This window comes from Nocardia sp. CDC160 (assembly GCF_035818795.1).
Classification (GTDB): domain Bacteria; phylum Actinomycetota; class Actinomycetes; order Mycobacteriales; family Mycobacteriaceae; genus Nocardia.
On the sequence record NZ_JAYKYT010000005.1, the window covers coordinates 441,577 to 462,493 of the forward strand.

At 66.8% G+C, this 20,917-nt stretch carries 22 protein-coding genes; 12 read left to right on the plus strand and 10 right to left on the minus strand.

Features of this window, described 5'->3' with window-relative positions; all coding sequences use genetic code 11:
* Positions 1-25: 25 nt before the first annotated feature.
* The 3 genes from VMT40_RS29805 to VMT40_RS29815 all read left to right on the plus strand — a co-directional run bounded on the left by VMT40_RS29805 (position 26) and on the right by VMT40_RS29815 (position 3,141).
* Positions 26-805, plus strand: coding sequence for a M50 family metallopeptidase (locus VMT40_RS29805; RefSeq protein WP_326362325.1), 780 nt, complete (start codon positions 26-28; stop codon positions 803-805).
* Positions 806-1,004: 199 nt separating this feature from the next.
* Positions 1,005-1,814 (plus strand): SAM-dependent methyltransferase, encoded by an 810-nt coding sequence (locus tag VMT40_RS29810; protein WP_326362327.1) that lies wholly within the window; start codon positions 1,005-1,007, stop codon positions 1,812-1,814.
* A 31-nt stretch (positions 1,815-1,845) separates the two neighbouring features.
* Positions 1,846-3,141: a sensor domain-containing diguanylate cyclase gene (locus tag VMT40_RS29815; protein WP_326362329.1), complete on the plus strand. Its 1,296-nt coding sequence runs from the start codon at positions 1,846-1,848 to the stop codon at positions 3,139-3,141.
* 17 nt (positions 3,142-3,158) lie between these two features.
* On the opposite strand, the gene VMT40_RS29820 is transcribed toward VMT40_RS29815, so the two are convergent.
* Positions 3,159-3,950 (minus strand): 3-oxo-5-alpha-steroid 4-dehydrogenase, encoded by a 792-nt coding sequence (locus VMT40_RS29820; RefSeq protein WP_326362330.1) that lies wholly within the window; start codon positions 3,948-3,950, stop codon positions 3,159-3,161.
* A gap of 124 nt (positions 3,951-4,074) precedes the next feature.
* Here VMT40_RS29820 and VMT40_RS29825 point away from each other — a divergent pair, with 124 nt between their 5' ends.
* Positions 4,075-5,079 (plus strand): TY-Chap domain-containing protein, encoded by a 1,005-nt coding sequence (locus VMT40_RS29825; RefSeq protein WP_326362332.1) that lies wholly within the window; start codon positions 4,075-4,077, stop codon positions 5,077-5,079.
* A gap of 151 nt (positions 5,080-5,230) precedes the next feature.
* Here the strand turns inward: VMT40_RS29825 and VMT40_RS29830 are convergent, their stop codons facing one another.
* A complete protein-coding gene (locus VMT40_RS29830; protein ID WP_326362333.1) occupies positions 5,231-6,649 on the minus strand; it encodes a cytochrome P450 in 1,419 nt (472 codons plus the stop codon).
* Between the two features lie 70 nt (positions 6,650-6,719).
* Between VMT40_RS29830 and VMT40_RS29835 the strand changes: the two genes are divergently transcribed.
* Positions 6,720-7,367, plus strand: a complete 648-nt coding sequence (locus VMT40_RS29835) for a TetR/AcrR family transcriptional regulator (RefSeq protein WP_326362335.1) — start codon at positions 6,720-6,722, stop codon at positions 7,365-7,367.
* A 231-nt stretch (positions 7,368-7,598) separates the two neighbouring features.
* On the opposite strand, the gene VMT40_RS29840 is transcribed toward VMT40_RS29835, so the two are convergent.
* Both VMT40_RS29840 and VMT40_RS29845 read right to left on the minus strand, forming a co-directional pair.
* Entirely contained in the window at positions 7,599-8,909 is a 1,311-nt protein-coding gene (locus VMT40_RS29840) for a phytoene desaturase family protein (protein WP_326362337.1), read from the minus strand.
* Between the two features lie 36 nt (positions 8,910-8,945).
* Entirely contained in the window at positions 8,946-9,809 is an 864-nt protein-coding gene (locus VMT40_RS29845) for an SDR family oxidoreductase (RefSeq protein ID WP_326362338.1), read from the minus strand.
* Between the two features lie 114 nt (positions 9,810-9,923).
* Here VMT40_RS29845 and VMT40_RS29850 point away from each other — a divergent pair, with 114 nt between their 5' ends.
* Positions 9,924-10,922 (plus strand): 1-aminocyclopropane-1-carboxylate deaminase/D-cysteine desulfhydrase, encoded by a 999-nt coding sequence (locus tag VMT40_RS29850; protein WP_326362340.1) that lies wholly within the window; start codon positions 9,924-9,926, stop codon positions 10,920-10,922.
* Between the two features lie 25 nt (positions 10,923-10,947).
* Here the strand turns inward: VMT40_RS29850 and VMT40_RS29855 are convergent, their stop codons facing one another.
* Positions 10,948-11,739: an SDR family oxidoreductase gene (locus tag VMT40_RS29855; protein WP_326362342.1), complete on the minus strand. Its 792-nt coding sequence runs from the start codon at positions 11,737-11,739 to the stop codon at positions 10,948-10,950.
* Between the two features lie 128 nt (positions 11,740-11,867).
* Here VMT40_RS29855 and VMT40_RS29860 point away from each other — a divergent pair, with 128 nt between their 5' ends.
* Positions 11,868-12,701, plus strand: a complete 834-nt coding sequence (locus VMT40_RS29860) for an NAD-dependent protein deacetylase (protein WP_326362343.1) — start codon at positions 11,868-11,870, stop codon at positions 12,699-12,701.
* Between the two features lie 51 nt (positions 12,702-12,752).
* On the plus strand, positions 12,753-13,139 hold the full coding sequence (locus VMT40_RS29865) for a nitroreductase family deazaflavin-dependent oxidoreductase (RefSeq protein ID WP_326362345.1): 387 nt from the start codon (positions 12,753-12,755) through the stop codon (positions 13,137-13,139).
* 124 nt (positions 13,140-13,263) lie between these two features.
* On the opposite strand, the gene VMT40_RS29870 is transcribed toward VMT40_RS29865, so the two are convergent.
* The gene (locus VMT40_RS29870; RefSeq protein ID WP_326362347.1) at positions 13,264-13,782 is read right to left on the minus strand and encodes a cysteine dioxygenase family protein; all 519 of its coding nucleotides are present in this window, start codon (positions 13,780-13,782) and stop codon (positions 13,264-13,266) included.
* Positions 13,783-13,884: 102 nt separating this feature from the next.
* On the opposite strand from VMT40_RS29870, the gene VMT40_RS29875 reads away from it, so the two are divergent.
* Entirely contained in the window at positions 13,885-14,754 is an 870-nt protein-coding gene (locus tag VMT40_RS29875; RefSeq protein ID WP_326362349.1) for a LysR family transcriptional regulator, read from the plus strand.
* 88 nt (positions 14,755-14,842) lie between these two features.
* On the opposite strand, the gene VMT40_RS29880 is transcribed toward VMT40_RS29875, so the two are convergent.
* Positions 14,843-15,061: a hypothetical protein gene (locus VMT40_RS29880; RefSeq protein WP_326362350.1), complete on the minus strand. Its 219-nt coding sequence runs from the start codon at positions 15,059-15,061 to the stop codon at positions 14,843-14,845.
* 214 nt (positions 15,062-15,275) lie between these two features.
* Here VMT40_RS29880 and VMT40_RS29885 point away from each other — a divergent pair, with 214 nt between their 5' ends.
* Positions 15,276-16,112, plus strand: a complete 837-nt coding sequence (locus tag VMT40_RS29885) for a helix-turn-helix domain-containing protein (RefSeq protein ID WP_326362794.1) — start codon at positions 15,276-15,278, stop codon at positions 16,110-16,112.
* A complete protein-coding gene (locus VMT40_RS29890) occupies positions 16,109-16,321 on the plus strand; it encodes a DUF397 domain-containing protein (protein ID WP_326362351.1) in 213 nt (70 codons plus the stop codon). Before VMT40_RS29885 ends, VMT40_RS29890 begins: the two co-directional genes overlap by 4 nt.
* Here VMT40_RS29890 and VMT40_RS29895 read toward each other — a convergent pair.
* A complete protein-coding gene (locus VMT40_RS29895; RefSeq protein ID WP_326362353.1) occupies positions 16,318-16,956 on the minus strand; it encodes a DUF4360 domain-containing protein in 639 nt (212 codons plus the stop codon). The two genes, VMT40_RS29890 and VMT40_RS29895, sit on opposite strands and share 4 nt — an antisense overlap.
* A 130-nt stretch (positions 16,957-17,086) precedes the next feature.
* Positions 17,087-17,674 (minus strand): TetR family transcriptional regulator, encoded by a 588-nt coding sequence (locus tag VMT40_RS29900; protein WP_326362355.1) that lies wholly within the window; start codon positions 17,672-17,674, stop codon positions 17,087-17,089.
* A gap of 137 nt (positions 17,675-17,811) precedes the next feature.
* On the opposite strand from VMT40_RS29900, the gene ilvD reads away from it, so the two are divergent.
* Complete coding sequence (gene ilvD / locus VMT40_RS29905) at positions 17,812-19,665, plus strand: dihydroxy-acid dehydratase (RefSeq protein WP_326362356.1); 1,854 nt, start codon at positions 17,812-17,814, stop codon at positions 19,663-19,665.
* Between the two features lie 12 nt (positions 19,666-19,677).
* Here ilvD and VMT40_RS29910 read toward each other — a convergent pair whose 3' ends face one another.
* Complete coding sequence (locus tag VMT40_RS29910) at positions 19,678-20,901, minus strand: acetyl-CoA acetyltransferase (RefSeq protein WP_326362357.1); 1,224 nt, start codon at positions 20,899-20,901, stop codon at positions 19,678-19,680.
* Positions 20,902-20,917 lie beyond the last annotated feature (16 nt).

Sequence of the window (20,917 nt, forward strand, 5' to 3'; positions counted from 1 at the left end):
CAGCGGGAATCGATAGGGTGCGGCGGTGGATACAGCGGAGTTCGTTCAGCACGGCAGCACGATCGTGGATCGGCTGACCACGACTCAGGCCGCGCCGCCCTGGCAGTTGGTGGTTGGCACCGGGGTGGTGGCGCTGGTGTTGGTGGTTTTCCATCCGACTTGGCGGGTGCTGCGCAATGTGGTGACCATCGCTCATGAGGGCGGGCACGCGTTCACCGCGCTGTTGACGGGTCGGCGGCTCAATAGCATCCGATTGCATTCGGACACTTCCGGTCTGACGGTGTCCAGTGGCAAACCGTATGGCCTGGGCATGATTCTGACCATGGCGGCCGGATATCCCGCGCCCGCGCTGGTGGGTCTGGCCTACGCCGCGCTGCTGGGCGCGCATCGCATCACGCTCATGCTGTGGCTGACCATCGCGCTGCTGCTGGTCCTGCTGCTCAAGGTCCGCAACTTCTACGGTCTGCTGTCGCTGCTGGTGACCGGCGGCCTGGTCTTCGCGGTGTCCTGGTTCGGCACCGACACCACCCAGGCGGCGCTGGCATACGCGGCGGCCTGGTTCCTGCTGTTGGCGGCGGTGCGGCCGGTGATCGAGCTGCAGCGCAATCGGGTGCGCGAACCGCATTCCGACGCCGATCAACTCGCGTATCTGACCCGGATTCCCGGGATCCTGTGGGTGCTGCTGTTCGGGGCGATCGCCCTGTGCTCACTGGTCCTCGGCGCGCGTTTGCTGCTGGCCGACGTCTCCGGCATCTGCGTGCCCGCCATCACGCACAGCACCTGCGCGGCGGCACCGGCTCGCTGAGCATTCCCCCACGTCAGGGCGGAAGTGGTATCACTGCAAGGCATCTGGCGAATGCCGACTACCATTCGGTATGCACCGCCCGGGTGATCGGGAACACCGGATTTGCCCGGATCTCGGCCCGCCTCGCTCAGCACGGCTCAGTGCTCGTGGCACCACCGAGCGGCGGACGTTCGATCGTTGCGGCAAGGAGGGTTTCGGGATGGAAAGACCGGCGTGGGCCCCGGAGGGCGTGGACATGAACCGCCCCAGTCCGGCGCGCATGTACGACGCGCTACTGGGCGGCTCGCACAACTTCGAGGTGGATCGCCAAGCCGCCGAGCAGGCCAAGAAGCTGGTCCCGGACCTGCCGCGGCTGGCGCTGAGCAATCGTGCGTTCCTGCGGCGGGCGGTGCGGTTCCTGGTGGATTCGGGGGTTCGGCAGTTCCTCGACATCGGTTCGGGCGTGCCGACCGCGGGCAATGTGCACGAGGTGGCCCAGGCCATCGATCCGGAATGCCGGGTGCTCTACGCGGATATCGATCCGGTGGCGGTCGCGCACGCGCGCGCGATCCTGGCGGGCAATGCGAATGCGACGGCCATCGAGGCGGATCTGCGCGAGCCCGCGGAACTGCTGGAGCAGGCGCGGGCCACCGGCCTCATTGATTTCGACCAACCGGTCGGTGTTCTGCTCATTGCCGTCCTGCACCTCATGGGCGACGACGACGCGCCCATCGACCGGGTGAACGCCCTCCACGACGCCGTCCCCCCGGGCAGTTTCGTGGCCATCTCCCATCTCACCTCGGCCACCCGCCCCGAGGACGCCGCGAAGCTGCAGAACAATTCGACGCATGTCAGCAAGATCGGCCTGCACTTCCGGGGCCGCGACGAGATCGCCGCGCTGTTCGGCAAATGGGAGCCCATCGAACCCGGTGTGGTGGAATTGCCCTTGTGGCGGCCGGAATCCGATCGCGATCAGCACGAGACGCCGGGCCGCTCGCTCGGTTTGGCGGGTGTGGGCCGCAAGGCCTAGGTGATCGAGGCAGGGGAAGGGGGTTGCCGCGGTGGGTGTGAGCGAGCTGGCGGTCCGCTGGGCCGACATGCTGGACGGCGCGGTCGCGCCGACGCTCACCCGAGCCCAGGTCGAGGAGCTGCTCGACGGCTTCTGCCCCCGCCTGATCGCGGCGGTGCGCGGCACCGGAGATCTCTCGGTGGCGCGGGAGGCCGCCGCCGCGCTGGTCGCCGCCAATTACCGCGATCCGCTGGCGGTGAATCGCTCGGTCTTCGTGCTGTGCAAGGACCTGGTCGAAACCGTCTGCCCCGAACCCGATTGCGCGGACTACTGGCCGGTGCGCGATCGCACCATCGAGCTGGCCGCGGAGTTCGCGGCCGAGTTCACCGCGGGTCTGCGCAATGTGGCGCTGGCCGAACAAGAGACGACGCTGAGCGCCGCGCTCACCGCCGCCCGCGAGGCCGAGGCCCGGCGGCACCTGTCGGAGGCCAGGTTTCAGGCCATCTTCGAGGGCGCGTCGGTGGGCATCGGCACGGTCGATATCAGCACCGGCAAGGTGGTCGACGTCAATAACGCCATGGCCGAGACCCTGGGCGTCCCGGCCGAGGACATGCCGGGCCGCTCGGTCGCCGAGATTCTCGGCCCGGCCAATATCGGCGACGCGTTCGGACTGTTCCAGCGTCTGCTCTCCGGGGAGATAGACCGCTTCCGCTTCGAAACCGAGCACACCAAGCCCGACGGCACGCACACCGTCATCGACCTGTCCATGACCATCGTGCGCGACAGCGAGGGCAGGCCGCGCTTCCTCATCGGCGTCACCGTCGATGTCACCGACCGCAAGCAGCTGGCCGATCAGCTCTGGTACGACGCCCATCATGATTCGCTGACCGGTCTGCCCAACCGGCTGCTGTTCTTCGATCGCCTCACCGCGGCCTCCGGTCAGGTCGGGGTCTGCTATCTGGATCTGGACGGCTTCAAGGAGATCAACGACCGCCGCGGTCACACCGCCGGTGACCGGGTGCTCTGCGATGTGGCGCACCGGCTGCGCATGGCCGTGGCGTCGAATGCCGTGGTGGCGCGCCTCGGCGGCGACGAGTTCATCGTGCTGGTCGAAAACTGCTCGGGGCAGGCCGAATTGGACGGCGTGGCCGACAGTCTGCTGGGCGCGCTGGAGGATCCGTTCGATGTGGCCGGGCTGTCGGTGCGGGTGGGCGCGAGCATCGGCACCGCGCTGGTGGACACCGACGCCACTGCCATCGACGAGCTCATGCACGCCGTGGACACGGCCATGTACCGCGACAAGGCGCTGCGCCACCGCGGTGATCCGCCGCGCCGGGCCGCCCGCTAGATCACCGATGCCGCCCGCTAGATCACGAACGGCACCAGGGCCTTTCGCTCCGGCGGGTAGTCGCTGAACTTCTCGCGGTACCAGCCGTGGGTGGCGAGGGCGCGCGGCACCAGATTGCCGAAGGTGATCAGGAAGATGACCACGCCGGGCAGCGCCCACGTCAGCATCGCGAATCCTGCCCAAGCGACCAGCTCGCCGAGATAGGTGGGGCTGGTGACGAATCGGAATCCCAGACCGTACGGAATCTTGTATTCGGTTGCGCCGGGGTTGTTCTTGTCGCGCAGATTGCGCACGATGTGCTCGGAGCTGACCAGCAGCGCGAAACCGCTGAGGTAGATGAGCAATCCGATAATGAAGCGGGGGTCGGTGAGCCAGTCGGTGCCGTACCGGCCCAGGTAGTCGTGGCTGAACAGCGCGCCATTGAGGTAGCCGTGCAGGGTGGTCACGAGCATGCCCATGCCGAGCACCGAAACATTGAAACTGCTGGTCTTGCCGGGCACTTGGCGAATATTGAGGGGGAAGAACCAGCCCCGATTGCCGTAGTGCAGAATCCAGATGGCCGCCAGCACCAGCGAAGTCGGCTCGAAGCGGCGTGGACCCGTCAGGTACGCGACCGCGAAGACCACGGTGGCCGGAATCTCCATCAACCACCAGCCGAGCTTCGGATTGAGATTGAGTCCGAGCTTGGTGGTGGCGAAGCGACCGTACGGGCTCTGTCCGAAGAGGCCGCCGATGAGAACGAAGGCGGCGAACGCGAAGGCGATCGTGAGCACGGTGTCGTAGACGGTATTGCCGGTGTACCAGTTCATTCGTGGTCCTTCAGGTGGAAAAACTAGAACAGGTTCTACCACAGCGGGCGTGCCGACCGGTACCCATCGGTAGCCGCGGTGGAAGACCGGCGGGTAGGTTGGCGGGAACCCGGAGGGAGGCAAGGTGGGTTCGCAGGGTTGGGATGTGCTGGTCAAGTCGATGCCGTTTTTTCTCGAGGAGGACGAGGACGCGGACGAATCCGGACTCGGGTGGAACCCGCGCTTCATCCAGATCCGTGACGAACTCACCGGCCGCCGAGTGCATTTCGCGCAGCAGGGCACCGAGATCGAGGTGATCGTGGCGGTGCCCGACGACGCCGCCGACGCCGAACGGCTGTTGAGCGTGCTGCGCGAGCAGCCCGACGGCACCTGGGACCCGGTGCCGCTGCCCTCGGAATCCGATGCCACCGCACCGGATCCGCAGTGGCGGGCCATGCAGCGGGTGCATCAGCAGCCGCGGCTGGCCCGGGAGTGGAGCACCGGCTGGCAGCGCGGCGAGTCCCTCGACCTGCGGCGCGCGGTCGCCGAATCGGTGGTGACGGTGCTGCGCGAGGGGCTCGATATGGACGGCGACCGATTACGATTCGCCACCTGGAGCATGGACGCGCCCGGCACCGGCAGCTACGGGCTGCCCGCCGACCGGCCCAGCGAACGCGACGCACCCGTGGGATGTTCGGACTGGGCCGATTTCGAGGCGCGCCTGGCCTGGGCGCTGACCACCCTGCCGTGGGACGGCGTCATCAACCTGAGCACCCCGCACCCGGGGCCGGACCCCTGCTTCGTCCAATTCCTGCACGGCAGACAGCTTTTCAACGAGGCCAGCGGCTGGGACGTGGCGGGCCTGGGCACCGGCGAATTCGACCGCCGCATGCGCGATCTCGGCTGGAGCTTCGCCCCGCACAGCGTCCCCGGCGGCGCGGCCCTGATCTGGGAAGGCCCCCTCGCCAAGGCGGGCTTCAACCCGAGCCTGCGCGGCGCACCCCGCCGCACCGTGGCCACCTTCACCGAGGTCTACGCCGTCGGCCACCCCCAAGACCTCGTCTTCCGCGCCTTCCGCAACGGCCGCCGCCGCGACCCCGAACTCCGCTACCTCGACATCGAACTCGGAATCCCCCGCGACGTCCGGTGACCCGCGTCGTCATTCCGGCGTGCGCTTGGCCGGAATCCACTGCGGCAAGCTGGATCCCGGCCACAGCGCGCCGGGAGGACGGAGCCTCGACCCCGAGAGGACGGGACCGAGACTCCGGGCTGACGGGCCGCGACCCGGAGCACAGGATCGATCAGAGGGGGCGGAGGTGGATGGGGAGGCCGTCGGCGGGGGTGGGGCCGGTTCCGGCGACTAGGGGGACCTGGTAGTTGGGTGGGACGGTCCAGCGGTAGTTCAGGAGCATGCGGTGCATGGTTGCTTTGACTGTCATGCCGCCGAAGTAGCGGCCTATGCATTTGTGGGCGCCGCCGCCGAAGGGGGGCCAGGCGAAGCGGTGGGATTTGTCTTCGGCGCGGGTGGGGTCGAAGCGTTCGGGGTCGAAGGTGTCCGGGTCGTGCCAGTATTCCTCGTTGCGCATCATGGAGTACGCGCCGACCATGACGAGTGCGCCCTTGGGGATGTAGTAGCCCGCGATGTCGGTGTCCGCCAGGGCTTCTCGCACCATTTGCCCGACCGGGGCGTACATGCGCAGCGTTTCCTTGAACGCCATTTCCAGGCCGGGGAGGCGGTCGAGGTCGGCGTAGTCGAGGGTCGGTTTGCCCAGGGCCTCGGATTCCTTGCGCAGCCGCTCCTGCCATTCGGGGTGGCGGGCCAGTTCGTAGGCGAGCATGGAGATGGCGATGGTGCTGGTGTCGTGCGCGGCCATCATGACGAAGATCATGTGGTCGACGATGTCGGCGTCGGTGAAGGATTCGCCGTCCTCGGTCTCGGCGTGGCAGAGCACGCTGAACAGGTCCTCGCCCTCCCCCGCGCGTTTGGCGGGCAGTTCGCGGCGGAAGTAGTCCTCGAGGAGTTTGCGCCCGCGCAGGCCCCGATTCCACACTCCCCCGGGCATATTCGTGCGAATGATGGCCTTGCCGCCGTGCACGGCGTCCTCGAAGGCGCGGGACAGCCGCGTGGCCTCGGGGCCGAGTTCCGCGCCCGCGAAGACCACGGTGGCCTGTTCCAGCAGCAGTCGCTTGACGTGATCGTAGAGCGGGAAATCCGGTGCGGGCAGCCAGGAGTCGACGCCGCGCACGATGCGCGGGGTGGTGAGATTGAGATACCCGACCAGGCGCGTCCGCGTGAACGCCTGTTGCAGGATGCGCCGGTGGTAGGCGTGATCGTCGAAGTCCCGCAAGAGGATTCCGCCCCGGAAGAACGGCCCGATGAGGAACTCCCAGCCCTTCTGCGCGGAGAGCACATGCTTGCGGTCCAGCAGGAAATCCTCGATGGCGGCCGGGCTGCCGAGGCCGACGACCTGACGGCCGAACACCCCGGTCCACTGCACCGGGCCGAACAGCTTCATGCGTTCGCGGCTGAATCCGAGGGGATCGGCGAGGGTGGCGACCACGTGTCCGATGCCGGGCGGACCGTAATCACCCATCACCGGTTTGAGCCCGCTGCCGGGCGGCGGTGTCGCCAGCGCCCGCGGCACGGTGGGATAACGCTCCAGCACCCCGGCGGCGCGACGCTGAATTCGGTGATTCACCACGGCTTTTCGAACAGCCATGTACCAACGGTAGCGGAAACGGAGATATCCGTAAACGTTCGTTTCCCGATTTCTGTGCCAAGCTGTCAGAGTGACGCGGGCTTTCAACGGAACCTATCGCGGCACCACGCTCGATGAGCGCAGGGAACAGCGCAGGCGGCGACTGCTCGACGCCGCGCTGGAGATCGTCGGAACGCAGGGGCTGGCCGCTCTCACGGTGCGCGGCGTGTGCGAGCAGGCGAAGGTCGGCCCGCGCTTCTTCTACGAATCCTTCACCGACCTCGACGCTTTGGCCGCGACCCTGCTCGATGAGGTCCAGGGCGAGGCCCTCACCCGGGCCCGCACGGCCATGACCGAAACCCCCGGCGGCTCCGACCAAAAACTCCGCGCGGGCGTGGCCGCCCTCATCATCGCCGTCACCGATGACCCCCGCCGCGCCAATATCGCCTTCGCCCAGGCCTACGGCAGCGAGCTACTCATGCGCCGCCGCTTCGAAGGCATGCGCCAGGTAGCCGCCCTCCTCATCGAACAAACCCGAGTCCTCCTCGACCGCCCCGAAGGCGACGACACCGCCCTGACAGCCCTGGCCCAGCTGATCACCGGCGGCGCAGCCGAACTCATCCTCGTCTGGCTCGACGGCGGCCTAAAGGTAGACCGCCCAGTCCTCATAGACCTCGTAGCCGACTACGTCGTCGCCATGGTCGACCGCCTCCCCGGCATGACCGAAAAACTGGCCTGAGTCACCCATACCCGGCGACCACCACCATTCCGGCGCACCGCTCCCCCGCCATTCCGGGGCGCTTGTAGCCGGAATGCGCCCTGCTACCAATGATTCCCAATCCAGAGCGTGCCGGGCATGCGATCCGCCATGACGAGCGCTGGCGCAGCCACGAGCGCAAGCGCGGCTGATACCGCGCCGCACAGGCGGCCAGGACGACGAGGACGTGGATCCGCCGAGAGGAGATGCCGATCAGGGGCTGGGGCGGGCGAGGCCGGAGGCGAGGATTTCGTCTACGACGATCTTGGCAGTCTCCGCGCAGGCGGTGATGCCGCCGTTGGCGTATTCCTTGACGGCGTCGCCGACGTTCCAGAGGTTGGCGAAGGGGGTGTCGTGGGGGAGGTCGTATCCGGCGACGGCGCGTTGGGGTGGCCAGTCGTCTCGGGTTACGGCGATGGAGAGGATTCGGGCCTGTTCGAAGCCGGGGAGTTCTTCGCGGAGATCCTGGAGTACCAGGGCGGTTTCGGCCTCGGGGTCGAAGTCGCCGACCGAGGGTTTGGGGACACCGGTGCCGACGTAGAGATGCCAACCCTCCGGTGCCATCTCGGGGCAGGTCGCGGTGAAGTTGGCGACGTAGCACAGGCGGCGGGTGCGGGCGAAGCTGAGCAGGCCGGGGGCCTTGATCAAGGGTTCGCGGCTGGCGAAGTTGACCGAGATCATGGCGCAGGGCAGATCGCGCTGGAGCACAGTGCCGACGTAGGCGGACGGGAAGTGTTCGGGCCCAACGAGATCCAGGGTGGCCGAGGGTCCGATATCGCTGATCGCGAAAGCGCAAGTCACGGTGGTGGTTTCACCGTCACGTCGGATGCGGGCCCCGGTGATGCGATCGTCCTCGACCAGGAGCTTCTCGACCTCACTGTTCAGCCAGACCTGTCCCCCATTGTGTTCCACCACCTCGGCGAGCGCCTTCCACAGCCCGATCGTCCCCTCCGGGCAGAACCCGAACTTCTTGAACGCCGACTTGCGCGTGAAGTAGGTGAGGAACACGCGCGCGGGCAGCTCCTCCGACCCGACCGCGAAGATCGATCCGCACATATTGCGGAAGATCCCTTGCACCGCATCGTTTTTGGTGTACCGCCGCACCCATTCGGCGGTGGACAGCTCCCGATCGGGCAGCCCGCTGTCCTCGCGGGCCGCGCCGATTCCGGTGAGCAGCCTGGCCCCGTGCCGGGTCAGTTGCGAGATGAGCAGTCCCCAACCGCCGCTGGTGACGTCCACGTCACGCCCGTTGATGCGGTAGAGAATCGGCGGATCCGCCGGTCGCACTTCGAATTTCGCCCCGACCTCCTGAAAGGTCTGTTCGGTGATGCCGCCGATTTCGACGACCACCGCGCCGGTATTGATGGTGAATCCGTCGATCTCCTCGGTGGAGGCGCGTCCCCCCACCCGATCCAGCCGTTCGACCACCAGGGTGCGGTAGCCGTCGTGGGCGAGCCGGGCGGCCGCGCACAGCCCGCCCACTCCGGCTCCGACAACCAGTGCGTCCCACATGTTCTCGCTCATGGCGAGCTCCTCGCGCAGGCTCAACCCGCGTGGGGTTCACCCCGCTGGATTCACCCCGGGCTGAGCGTCGGACATATCGGTAATACGACTCCAATTCTCTCGCACCTCATCCAGCGTCGGGACCGCACTGAACAAGACGGGCTTGTTGGCGAACAACTGGACGCGGTGCACCGCGCCGCCGCCGACCACGAAGGTCATGCCGGAGTCCTGGTTCTCCTCGCTGACCAGGTATCCCACGATCGGCGCGACCTGGGCGGGCGGCAACTTCTCGAGCATTTCGGGAGAGGCGATGTCCGCGGTCATGCGGGTGGCAGCGATGGGGGCCACCGCATTGACCTTGATGTCGTATTTGCGGCCCTCGATGGCGAGGGTGTTCATCATGCCGACCAGGCCGAGTTTGGCCGCGCCGTAATTGGCTTGGCCGAAGTTGCCGTACAGGCCGGAGGTGGAGGTGATCATGACGATGCGGCCGAAGCCCTGCTCGCGGAAGTGGCCCCAGGCGGCGTGGGTGACATTGAACGAGCCGAACAGATGCACGCGCTGCACGGCTTCGAAGGCCTCGGGGGTCATCTTGCCGAAGCTGGTGTCGCGCAGGATGCCCGCGTTGTTGACCACGCCGTGCACCGCGCCGAAGGTGTCGAGCGCGGTCTGGACGAGCGCCTGCGCGCCCTCGACGGTGGCGACGCTGTCGTAGTTGGCGACCGCGGTGCCACCGGCGGCGCGGATCTCCTCCACCACCGAGTCGGCCATGCTGTGGCCGGAGCCGGAGCCGTCGCGCGCGCCGCCGAGGTCGTTGACCACGACCAGCGCACCCTCGCGGGCCAGCAGCAGCGCGTATTCGCGGCCCAGGCCGCCACCGGCTCCGGTGACAATGACGACGCGATCGGTTACACCAGGCATGAAGTTCTCCTTGCCGAATCTAAGGTCCTTTCGAAAAGTAGCAGTCGGGCAGGGGGCCTCGTGTGCTGGCCGCCACACTCGTCGCGGACCTGGGCAGTGGATAGGGTTGGTGTGATGACCCCGCATCTGCACCAGCGTTATCCCGAACTCGCGCGGACTCTCCCGCATGTGCGGTTGGGAACGAGCCCGACACCGGTGCGGCGGCTGGCGTCACTGGACACGGTCGGCGCGGATATCTGGCTCAAGGACGACAGCACGTTCGGTGACGGTGGCTGGGGCGGCAACAAGGTCCGCAAACTGGAATGGCTGCTGCCCGATGCGCTGCGGCAGGGCCGCAAGACCATCGTGACCGTGGGCGGTTTGGGCACCAACTGGGGGTTGGCGACCGCGCTGTACGGGCGCGAGCACGGGTTGAAAACCGTTCTGGCACTGGTCGATCAGCCCGAGGACGAGCATGTGCGCGCGCAGTTGAAGAGACTGCGCGACTCGGGCGCGGAGCTGCACTTCACCCATACCAAGGCGCGGACGATAGCCAGTGCGCCGTTTCTGCTGGGGCGGAATTTCTCCGGTTTCCGACCGCCGTATTTCCTGCCCGCGGGCGGGTCGTCGGCGGTGGGTGCGCTCGGATATGTCGAGGCGGCACTGGAATTGGCGGAGCAGGTGCGAGCGGGAGAGCTGCCGGAGCCGAGTCATATCGTGATTCCGGTGGGTTCGGGCGGTACCGCCGCCGGGCTTTCACTGGGCTTGCGGCTCGCGGGGCTGTCGACCCGGGTGGTGGGTGTGGTCGTGAATGACACACTGCGCCTTGACGAATCGACGCTGTCGAAGCTTGCCGCTCGCAGCGAGCGGCTGCTGCGTAAGCGCGGGGCTCAGCTTCCCGAGGACCTCTCCCCCACCGACAATCTCGATATCGTGACCGAGTATCTCGGACCCGGATACGGCCACCCCATGCCGGAAGCAGCTACCGCACAGGCACTCTCGGCCGATCGGGAGCATATGCAGCTGGAGCCGGTCTATACCGCCAAGGCCATGGCCGCGCTTCTGGATATGAACGCGCACGGGCGATTCGGCGACGGTCCGGTGGTGTATCTCAACACCAACGGACCGCGCTGAGGCCGAACCCGTCCCGCACCATCGATCACGCTTCGGCGAGCTTGGCGGTCAGGAATTCTTCCCAGGTGCGCTGTCCCACAGCGTGATCCGGCGTCAGGTTGGCACCCGCCGCGTAGATGCGCGACGCCTTACCCGGTGCCTTCACGGTGAGGATCGGGCGACGCCGTCCGGTGGCGTCCAGGTAGCTGCGCTCGAGTTCCTTCATGGTGTACACCTTCGGGCCGCCGATCTCGTCGACCAGTCCGGCGGGCTCACCCAGCGTCAGTTCCACCAATCGCGCTGCCACCTCGGCGGTTTCGATGGGCTGGAACCGGAAATCGAACGCCGGGACGATGGGCAGCTTGCCCATGGCGGTCACCATGCCGAACAGCAGATCGTGGAACTGGGTGGCGCGCAGGGTGGTCCACGGCAGGCCCGAATTCTCCACCACCACTTCGGCTTCCCGCTTGCTGGCCATGTAGCTCATGGTCTGGCGGTCGATGAAGCTGTGCACCGGCACCCGGTCCGCGCCGACCACCGAGATATAGATCAGGTGCGGGAAGGCCCCGGCCGCCTTGATCGCATCGACCAGGATTTGCGCCTTCTCACCGTCGCCCTTCAGTTCGCCCGCGAGGTGCAGCACCGTGTCCACACCCTTGACCGCGGCCTCGACGCCCTCGCCGGTCTGCAGGTCTCCGGCCACGTATTCGATGCCGTCCACGCTCTCCCGCGCGGTGCGGCTCAGTACCCGAACGGTGACTCCGGCCTGCAGCAGCAGCGGCGTTACCAGCTTGCCCAGGGTGCCCGTGCCACCGGTAACCAGCACCGTCTCAACCATTGTGATCATCTCCTTCTGTCGGTTGCGCCATGCCCTCGATGGCGTCTCGACTGGTAGACGAGACGGCCCCGCCGCCTGTGACACGGTGTGACCGGTCGCACAGCACCGGCCCGTCGTACGCTGGCCTCATGCCCGCTCCCGACCAGCTGGATCGCCTCTTGGAGTTGATCTCCGGCCGCCGCCTGGCCGTCCTCACCGGCGCGGGCATCTCCACCGACAGCGGCATCCCCGACTACCGCAGCCCCGATTCCCCGCCCCGCACCCCCATGACCTACCAGCAGTTCGTCGGCGATCCGGTGTTCCGGCAACGCTATTGGGCCCGCAACCACATTGGCTGGCGTCGCATGGACGCCGCCCGCCCCAACCCCTCCCACCACGCGCTGTCGCGTTTGGAACGCGCGGGCGTGGTCACCGGCGTGATCACCCAGAACGTGGATCTGCTCCACACGAAAGCGCTGCACCGCAACGTCATCGACCTGCACGGCATTTATGCCCGAGTCCGCTGCCTCAGCTGCGGGTCCCTCACCTCCCGCATGTCCCTGGCCGACCGCCTGGAAGCCGCCAACCCCGGCTTCGCCGAATCCCACCCCCTCGACGGCCTGGAGGTGGCCCCCGACGCCGACGCGGTGGTCACCGACACCGCCTCCTTCCGCATGGTCGACTGCCTCGAGTGCCGCGGCCTCCTCAAGCCCGACATCGTCTATTTCGGCGAATCCGTCCCCAAACCCCGAGTTGCCGCCGCCTTCGAGGTGGTCGACTCCGCCGATGCCCTCCTGGTCATCGGCTCCTCCCTCACGGTCATGTCCGGCCTCCGTTTCGCCCGCCACACCGCCAAATCCGGCCGCCCCGTAATCATCCTGAACCGCGGCCGCACCCGCGCCGACGACCTCGCCACCCTCACCCTCGACACCGCCTGCGCCCCGATCCTCACCGCTGTCGCAAACGCCCTCGCCCCCAACTGATCCGAAACGTGGGTAATCTGCCGCAGACAATGCGTGATTGGAGATGCCACCATGGATACCGTTGAGCGGAACATGTTCCCGGCCTGGTTCGACCGCCTGCAGGTCAAGTACATGAACCCGGTCGTCCGCAAACTCGGGCCCTACCTGCCGGGCTTCGCCGTGATCCAACACCGAGGCCGCAAATCCGGCCGCGCGTTCTCCACCCCGGTCAACGCCTTCCGTGTCGACGGCACCCTCTATGTGGCCATGGGCCACGGCCGAACCGACTGGATCAAGAACATCCTTGCCGCGGGCGAAGCCGAAACCACCTACGCCTTCCGCCGGTACCGCCTCGTCAATCCCCGAGTCATCCCCCGCGGCGAAACCGCGCTCCCCGGCCTCGCCCGCTTCATGGCCCGCCGCCTCCCACTCTTCGCGGCGGACACCGTCGCCGCCTGAGCTCGGGCTCGTGGCCAAAGCACCGGCGACCAGAGTCACCACCTCGTCGACGGTGGCATCGTCGCGCACGACACGCGCAGCTGCCGCAGTTCCACCCGCGCGTCGGTGTCCACGACCGTCTCCCTCAGTTGTAATTGCGCCGGACGCTGGACCCGACCCGCGTGAGGTCGGTGCCGTAGATGTGCAGGCTGATGGCGGTTTCGCGGGTCTCGTTCCGAATGCGGTGGATATCGCCGGGTGGGGCGAAGCCGTCGACCTCGCCTACACCGTTGTCGCGCACGCCGATTCGTTCGAGCGATGCGTCGAACAGTTCCTCGTGCTCGGTGCCCGCCAGCACGCCGACGACGCACCAGGTGATGTGGTCGTGGATGCGGGTGGTCTGGCCGGGCAGGCAGACCAGGCCGACGATGGAGAACGCGCCGTCGGGCTCGACGTGCAGGACGTGGCCCGCGAGCTCGTCGGGATTACCGCGACGTTGTTCGGGCGTCAGAACGTCGGGGCCGGGCAGATGGGCGCGGAGCTGTTCGGCGACCAGTTCCGCGGTGCGTGCCCAGTCGACGCGCCTATCGATCACCCGGCGCACCGCCGCGACGAGATCGTCGAGTGCCGGGGTGGTCGGGCGCGTGGTCGAGGCGGTTGTCATGGTGTCCTCCTCGCGAGAGCGGTTGTGTCGCTCAGCGTCTCGCCGGGAGGTCGTATTCGTCCAATGACAATATTCGCGCCTACCGATCAATATCCTTGATGGATGCTGGATATCGTGCGATTACGCGTGCTCGCGGCGATCGCCGCGCAGGGCTCGGTCACCAAAGCCGCCAAGCAGCTGAACTATTCGCAGCCCGCCGTCAGCCATCACCTGGCCCGCCTGGAAGCCGAGACCGGCGCTCGGCTCGTGCAGCGGGTCGGCCGCGGTATCCGACTCACGCCGGAGGGCGAACACCTGGCCCGCCGCGCGGCCGAGATCGTCGCCCGGGTCGACACCGCCGCCGCGGAATTGTCCGCCCTGGTCGGCCTGCGCACCGGTCGGGTCCGGGTGGCCGGATTCCAATCGGCATTGGCCACATTGATCCCGCATGCCGCGATCACCCTGCGCCGCGAATATCCCGGCATCGAACTGCATTTGGCCGACGCCCACCCGAATGTGGCCTGCGATCTCCTGCGGGCCGGGGAGGTGGATGCCGCCGTCATCTTCCGCTACGACGACACGACGCCGGACGACATCCACACCACCCACCTGTTCGACGACCCCATGTGCCTGCTCAGCCTCGAACCCGGCCAGACCCTGGCCGACCACCGCGACTCGGACTGGATCGCCGGTTGCCCAAACTGCCGCCGAGAGTTCCTCGAGGCCTGCCAGCGCGCCGGTTTCACCCCGCGCATCACCTACACCAGCGACGACGTGATCGTCGAGCAGGCGCTGGTCGCCGCGGGCATGGCCGTGACCACCATCCCCGCCCTGACCCTGCGCAGCCACCGCGCACCCCTGATCCAGGCCACCCCACTGCCCGACTTCCGGCGACGCATCTACCTGGCGACGTACGGCGACCCCCCGATTCCACCGGCGACTGCGGCGTTTATTGAAGCGCTGCATCACGCTGTTGAGGCGATTGAAAGTTGAGGATGGGCCTATTCGTGCACAAATCGCTGCCGGAGGACAGGTTGCTGCCAATTTCCATGGCTTTGTGCACGTTTAGGCCCATGATCAACTAATCCCCGGTGCAGAAGATGTTCCAAGGCGGTCGGCCGACGTGGTGCGACCGCAGCGGAGGATGCTCGGCTCGGCACTCGAGGAGGGGGACACGGGCCGCGAAGTACCTCTTGGCCTCGCACTCGGGACCGCAGTCGTGGTGTTTGGCGAGAGCGGATTTGGCCATCTCGAGATTCATGACCGGATAGTCCGGAATGTCGTGGCAGACGAACGTCATGGCTGGCTCCAGTTGTGGGAGTTGATATTTGGACTCGCCGCGCGCGGTGATACGAGTACACGCCAACCAGCCAGGACTTTGGAAGTTTCAGCTTGGCGAGCCAACCGAAAACTGCCAGACTTTCATATTGGGTACTTCCAGATTTCGACTCTCCTCAAATAGCGAGGCTAAGAAAATGTCTGGTTCTACGCTTCCCGCCAGAGCACTCGGAAGGATGCTGGCGCAACTTCGCGAGCGTGCCGAGATGACGAAATACTCTGCGGGACAACTGGTCGATACGTCTCAGCAGACCGTGGCCCGGATCGAGTACGGCATGAAGGCCAAGGTGTCACAGCTCTGGATCAATGTCTGGGCCGACGCCTATCAGGCCAGCGACGAGGAGCGGAAGGTGATGCTCGGCCTGGCACAGGAACTCGCGGCATCACAGAAGAACTGGTGGCGGGCTTACGCCGACGAGTTGAATCCGGGCTTCGACCACTACATCGGACTGGAACAAGCCGCCCGGAAGCTGGCCACGTGGCGGTTGAATGTGGTTCCCGGACTGCTGCAGACCCCCGAATACCGGCGGGCCATCACATGGATCGAATCCCCGCAGATGCCGCCCGAGCAGGTGGCCAAACGCGTCGAGATGTTCGTCCGACGCCAAACCCGTTTGGATGACCCGTCTTTCACCGTCGATGCGATCCTGTCGGAGGCGGTTCTCCGGGATCAACTCGGCGGTCCCGCCGTCATGGCCACACAGCTGCAACGCCTCACCGACCTCGCCGAACGCTCGAACATCACCATCCGAGTCGTGCCATTCACTACGAGCGGCCACCTCGGCTCCCTCATCGGATCGTTTGCGGTCCTGGAGTTTCCGAAGCTCCCGAGCATCGGCCTGACCGAACCACCGGTGGTCTTCGTCGAAGGCTACGCCGGAGACCTCTATCTGGAACGCGAGGGCGAGGTACAGCGCTACGCCGATGCCTTCGCCGAGATCAGCCGGGTAGCGTTGAATCCGGACACATCCCGACAGCTACTGCTGTCTGCGGCAAAGGAGTACGAAGCGTGAACAGCGATCTATCCGGGGCACGCTGGTTCAAGAGCAGCTACAGCACCAGTTCGGGTGGGGACTGCGTGGAGGCGGCGCATCTCGGCGGCGGCCAAGTCGCAGTGCGGGATTCGACGTTGCGCGACGCCAGCCCGGTGCTGGTTTTCGAGCCCGCGGCGTGGGACAGCTTCACCGCCGCCGCGCGGGCCGGGGTGTTCGATCTGATCTAGCACTGTTTCCAGGCGAGGCTGTAGGTCGTGCCGGTCGTGCCATCGTGCGAGCCCACGGAGAAGTAATTGACGTCGGATGCGGAACCGCCGCCACTGACGCGTAATTCCGTGTTGATGATGAGGTTTCGCTGTTGGCCGCATGACTCGAAGGAGACGACGCCAACGGGGTCGGTGGTCTGCCAGCTTTCATCGAGTGGACCGTAGAAGTTGTGGCGAAGCTGCCGCGTGGAGGCCTCACCCGCGAAGTAGTACCCCGCTTGCATCTGGGCAGACACGCCTTGCTGCAACGATGCATATCCTCCGTGGTCAATCCGCGCCACGCCGAAGGTGTATCCCTGCGGCTTTGAAACTTTCAAGATCATCTGACAGTTCCGTCTCGAATCCCTGGCAGGGACGCCGCTGCCCGCCTGTGCGATGAACCCAGAGTAAAAGATCGTGAATGCATTTCGGTCGGACGAGACCGCCACGGAAGCTGTGCCCGATGGACATCCGCTTCCAGTGACACTGACAATGTCGACGGCGACCTTGTCGGGCGGTGCCACGTCGGCCGACGCCGGGGATACCACGGCGGTCGCCGTGACCAGCGACGCTATGCCGAGTATCGCTGAAGTGACCAAACTCCGAGCAGTTGCCATCCGGATCTCCCGCTGTTCGCGTCGGCTCCGCCCAAGTTTGCCGCACGTATGCCAGGTTCCCGGTGATTGCTCGCTCGCCGCCTCGCGGTGTCGCGTCCGGGGGTTCGAGTCACTGGTTGGGAGACAGCACCTAGTCGCGTACTTCGAGTCGCCGTACCAATGCGACCAGAGCTGCGCGCAGCGCGTCGGGGTTGTCGGTGTCTGCGCCGAGGATCATTCGGACCACTTGAGGGGCGGCGAACCACCAGGCTGCGAGGGCGGCTACGGCGTAGAGGAGGTAGCCGGGGGCGACGTCGGTGGTGAGGGTTCCGGCGCGTTGGGCGGCGGCGAGGGCTGCGACTTTTTCCGCGTAGTGGGAGGCGCGGGCGGATTCGGCGGGGAGTTCGCCTTCTTGGGGTTGCAGGCCTTCCCAGTACATGAGGCGGAGGAATTGGGGGTGGGTGCGGTGGAAGTCGAAGACGTGGCCCGCGTATTCGGCCAGGTCTCCGGCCTTGTCGGCGGAGAGGGGGCTGGCTGCCGCGAGTTGTTCGAGTTGGTCGGTGAGGACGGCTTCGAAGAGGCCGCGTTTGTCGCCGAAGTACTGGTAGATGCGTTCCTTGTTGATGCCCGCGCGGGCGGCGATGGCATTCACCCGGGCACCGTCGGGTCCGCGTTCGGCGAACTCGTGCACCGCCGCCTCGAGTAGCAGCCGTTTGGTCCTCTCGGTATCCCACGCCATGGGCCCTATCCAACCATCTCCAACCACACGGTTGCGGTTGGACCCGCGACTGTGGCAAACTCCAACCACACGGTTGCAACCATTTGGTTGCGGATGGCCCACTTGGTTGTGGATGGCAGAGAGCAGGAGGTGGCATCGTGCCCGAGTTGCGCTCCCGCACGGTCACGCACGGACGGAATATGGCCGGGGCCCGCGCGCTCATGCGTGCCAGCGGCGTCCCGTCGGCGGATATCGGCCGCAAGCCGGTCGTCGCCATCGCCAATAGCTTCACCGAGTTCGTGCCCGGCCACACCCACCTCCAGCCAGTCGGGCGCATGGTCTCCGAGGCCGTGCGCGCGGCGGGCGGCATTCCGCGCGAGTTCAATACGATCGCCGTGGACGACGGAATCGCCATGGGGCACAGCGGAATGCTGTATTCGCTCCCCTCCCGCGATCTCATCGCCGATTCGATCGAGTACATGGTGAACGCGCACCGCGCCGACGCCCTGGTGTGCATCTCCAACTGCGACAAGATCACTCCCGGCATGCTCATGGCCGCCCTGCGCCTGAACATCCCGACGGTGTTCGTCTCCGGCGGCCCGATGGAGGGCGGCACCGCGGTGCTGGTGGATGGCACCGTGCGCAGCCGCCTCGACCTGATCGTCACCATGGCCGAGGCCGTGTCCCCGGAGGTTTCCGACGAGGACCTGGCCCGCATCGAGGAGAACGCCTGCCCCACCTGCGGTTCCTGCGCGGGCATGTTCACCGCCAACTCCATGAACTGCCTGACCGAGGCGCTGGGCCTGGCCCTGCCCGGCAATGGCACCACCCTGGCCACCCACACCGCCCGCGCCGAGCTGTACCGGGCGGCGGGACGGACCGTCATGGATATCACGCGCCGCTACTACGACGCGGACGACGCCTCGGTGCTGCCCCGAAACATCGCCTCCCGCAAGGCCTTCGACAATGCGATGGCCCTGGATCTGGCCATGGGCGGCTCCACCAACACGGTGCTGCACCTGCTGGCCGCCGCGCAGGAGGCCGGGTTGGATTACAACCTGACCGATATCGAGAAGATGTCGCTGCAGGTGCCGTGCCTGTGCAAGGTGGCCCCGAACGGCGACTATCTGATCGAGGATGTGCACCGGGCGGGTGGCATTCCGGCGCTGCTGGGTGAACTGAACCGGGCGGGTCTGCTGCACCGCGATGTCCATGCGGTGCACGCCGATTCGCTCGACGGCTGGCTCGGCGAATGGGACGTGCGCGCCGCCGAGCCCTCCCCCGCCGCCCTGGAACTGTTCCATGCCGCACCGGGTGGGAAGCGTTCGGCCTCCGCCTTCTCCCAGTCCGAACGCTGGCACGATCTGGACCTCGATGCCGCCGAGGGTTGCATTCGCGATGTCGCGCACGCGCATTCGCGCGACGGCGGGCTGGCGGTGCTGCGCGGCAATCTGTCTCCCGACGGCGCGGTGGTGAAGTCGGCGGGCGTGGCGGCACACATGCACACCTTCACCGGCCCGGCCGTGGTGGTGGAATCCCAGGAGGACGCGGTCGAGGCGATCCTGTCCAAGCGCATCAAGTCCGGCGACGTCCTGGTGATCCGCTACGAGGGCCCGCGCGGCGGCCCGGGCATGCAGGAAATGCTGTATCCCACTTCATATCTGAAGGGCCTCGGCCTGGCCAGGGAGTGCGCGCTGATCACCGACGGCCGCTTCTCGGGCGGCTCGTCCGGCTGCTCCATCGGCCACATCTCCCCCGAGGCCGCGGCGGGTGGCACCCTGGCTCTGGTCGAGGACGGAGATTCGATCACCATCGACATCCCGTCGCGCACCCTGACCCTGCACGTCGACGACGCCGAGCTCGAATCCCGGCGCGCGACCCTGGAAGCGAACGGCGGCTACCGCCCACGCAACCGCGACCGGCAGGTGTCACTGGCGCTGAAAACCTATGCGCTGCTGGCCACCTCGTCGGACCGCGGTGCGGTGCGCGACCCGGCCAAGCTCGAGGGGTGAGAGCGAGCACCGTCAGTCGCTGACGGCCTCCACGACGAAGCTGGCGACGGTCGTTGTGCTGCCGCCGATATTGACGGTGCCGTAGCGGGTGACATCCGGGAGTTGGTAGTCGCCCGCGCGGCCGGTGACCTGTTTGTAGGCGTCTAGCAGCATGCGGACGCCGGTGGCTCCGACCGGGTGGCCGATGCCGATCAGGCCGCCGCCGGGATTGATGGGGAGACTGCCGTCGCGGGCGATCGTGCCGGATTCGATGGCTTTCCAGCTTTCGCCGGGGGCGGTGAGGCCCAGGTGGTCGATGGCCAGGTACTCCGACATGGAGAAGCAGTCGTGGACTTCGACGCCGTCGAGTTGATGGATGTCGGTCAGGCCCGCGCGGGAGAGGGCGTCGAGGACCGCGGTGCGGACGTGGGGGAAGACATAGGGGTCGTTGGCGGAGGCGTGGAATTTCGCGTCCAGGGGTAGGCCGACGGTGCGATGTCCCCACCCGGAGATCACGGCGACGTCGGCGGCTCGGAAGTCGCTGTGCTGCTTCAGGAATCGGTCGGAGACCAGGACGACGGCGGCTGCACCGTCGGTCATCTGGCTACAGTCCTGACGCCGGAGTTTCCCGACGACGGGCGGGTTGGCGGCATCGTCGTCGGTGAAGCTGCTGTCCGTGTAGGACCAGTCACGGGTTTGGGCAAGCGGATTCAACCGGGCATTGGCGATATTCAGCTCACTGATGGCCCGCAGATAGGCCGGATCGAGTCCGTAGCGACGGTCGTATTCGTCGGCGATGGCGGCGAATTGGGTGGGCCACACCAAATCGGTGCCCACGGCTTCGTGACCCGCCCAGGCGGCAGCACCCATATAGGCTGCCGCCTGCGCACCCGGAACGGTCTTCTCCAATTCCGCACCCAGGACGAGCGCACAGTCGTAGCGCCCCGATTCCAGGTCGGCCATGGCGGCCAGAGCGGCCATGCTCCCGGAGGCGCAGGCAGCCTCGTGCCGGGTGGCCGGAACACCCCAGAACCCGGGACGAACCGTTGCGGGCATGCCGCCGAGATGGCCTTGGCCGGTGAACAATTGGCCGAAGGCATTGCCCACGTGGATGACGTCGATTGCACTCGCGGCCAGCCCCAGGGGTTCGAGTGCGTCGTACAGCACACCGTAGATGAGTGCGTCGAATTCCAGTCCGGCGCGATGAAAGTTGAAGGCAAAATCGGTTTGCGCGCCGCCGAGTATGTACACGGACACGGGTTCCTCCTCGAAG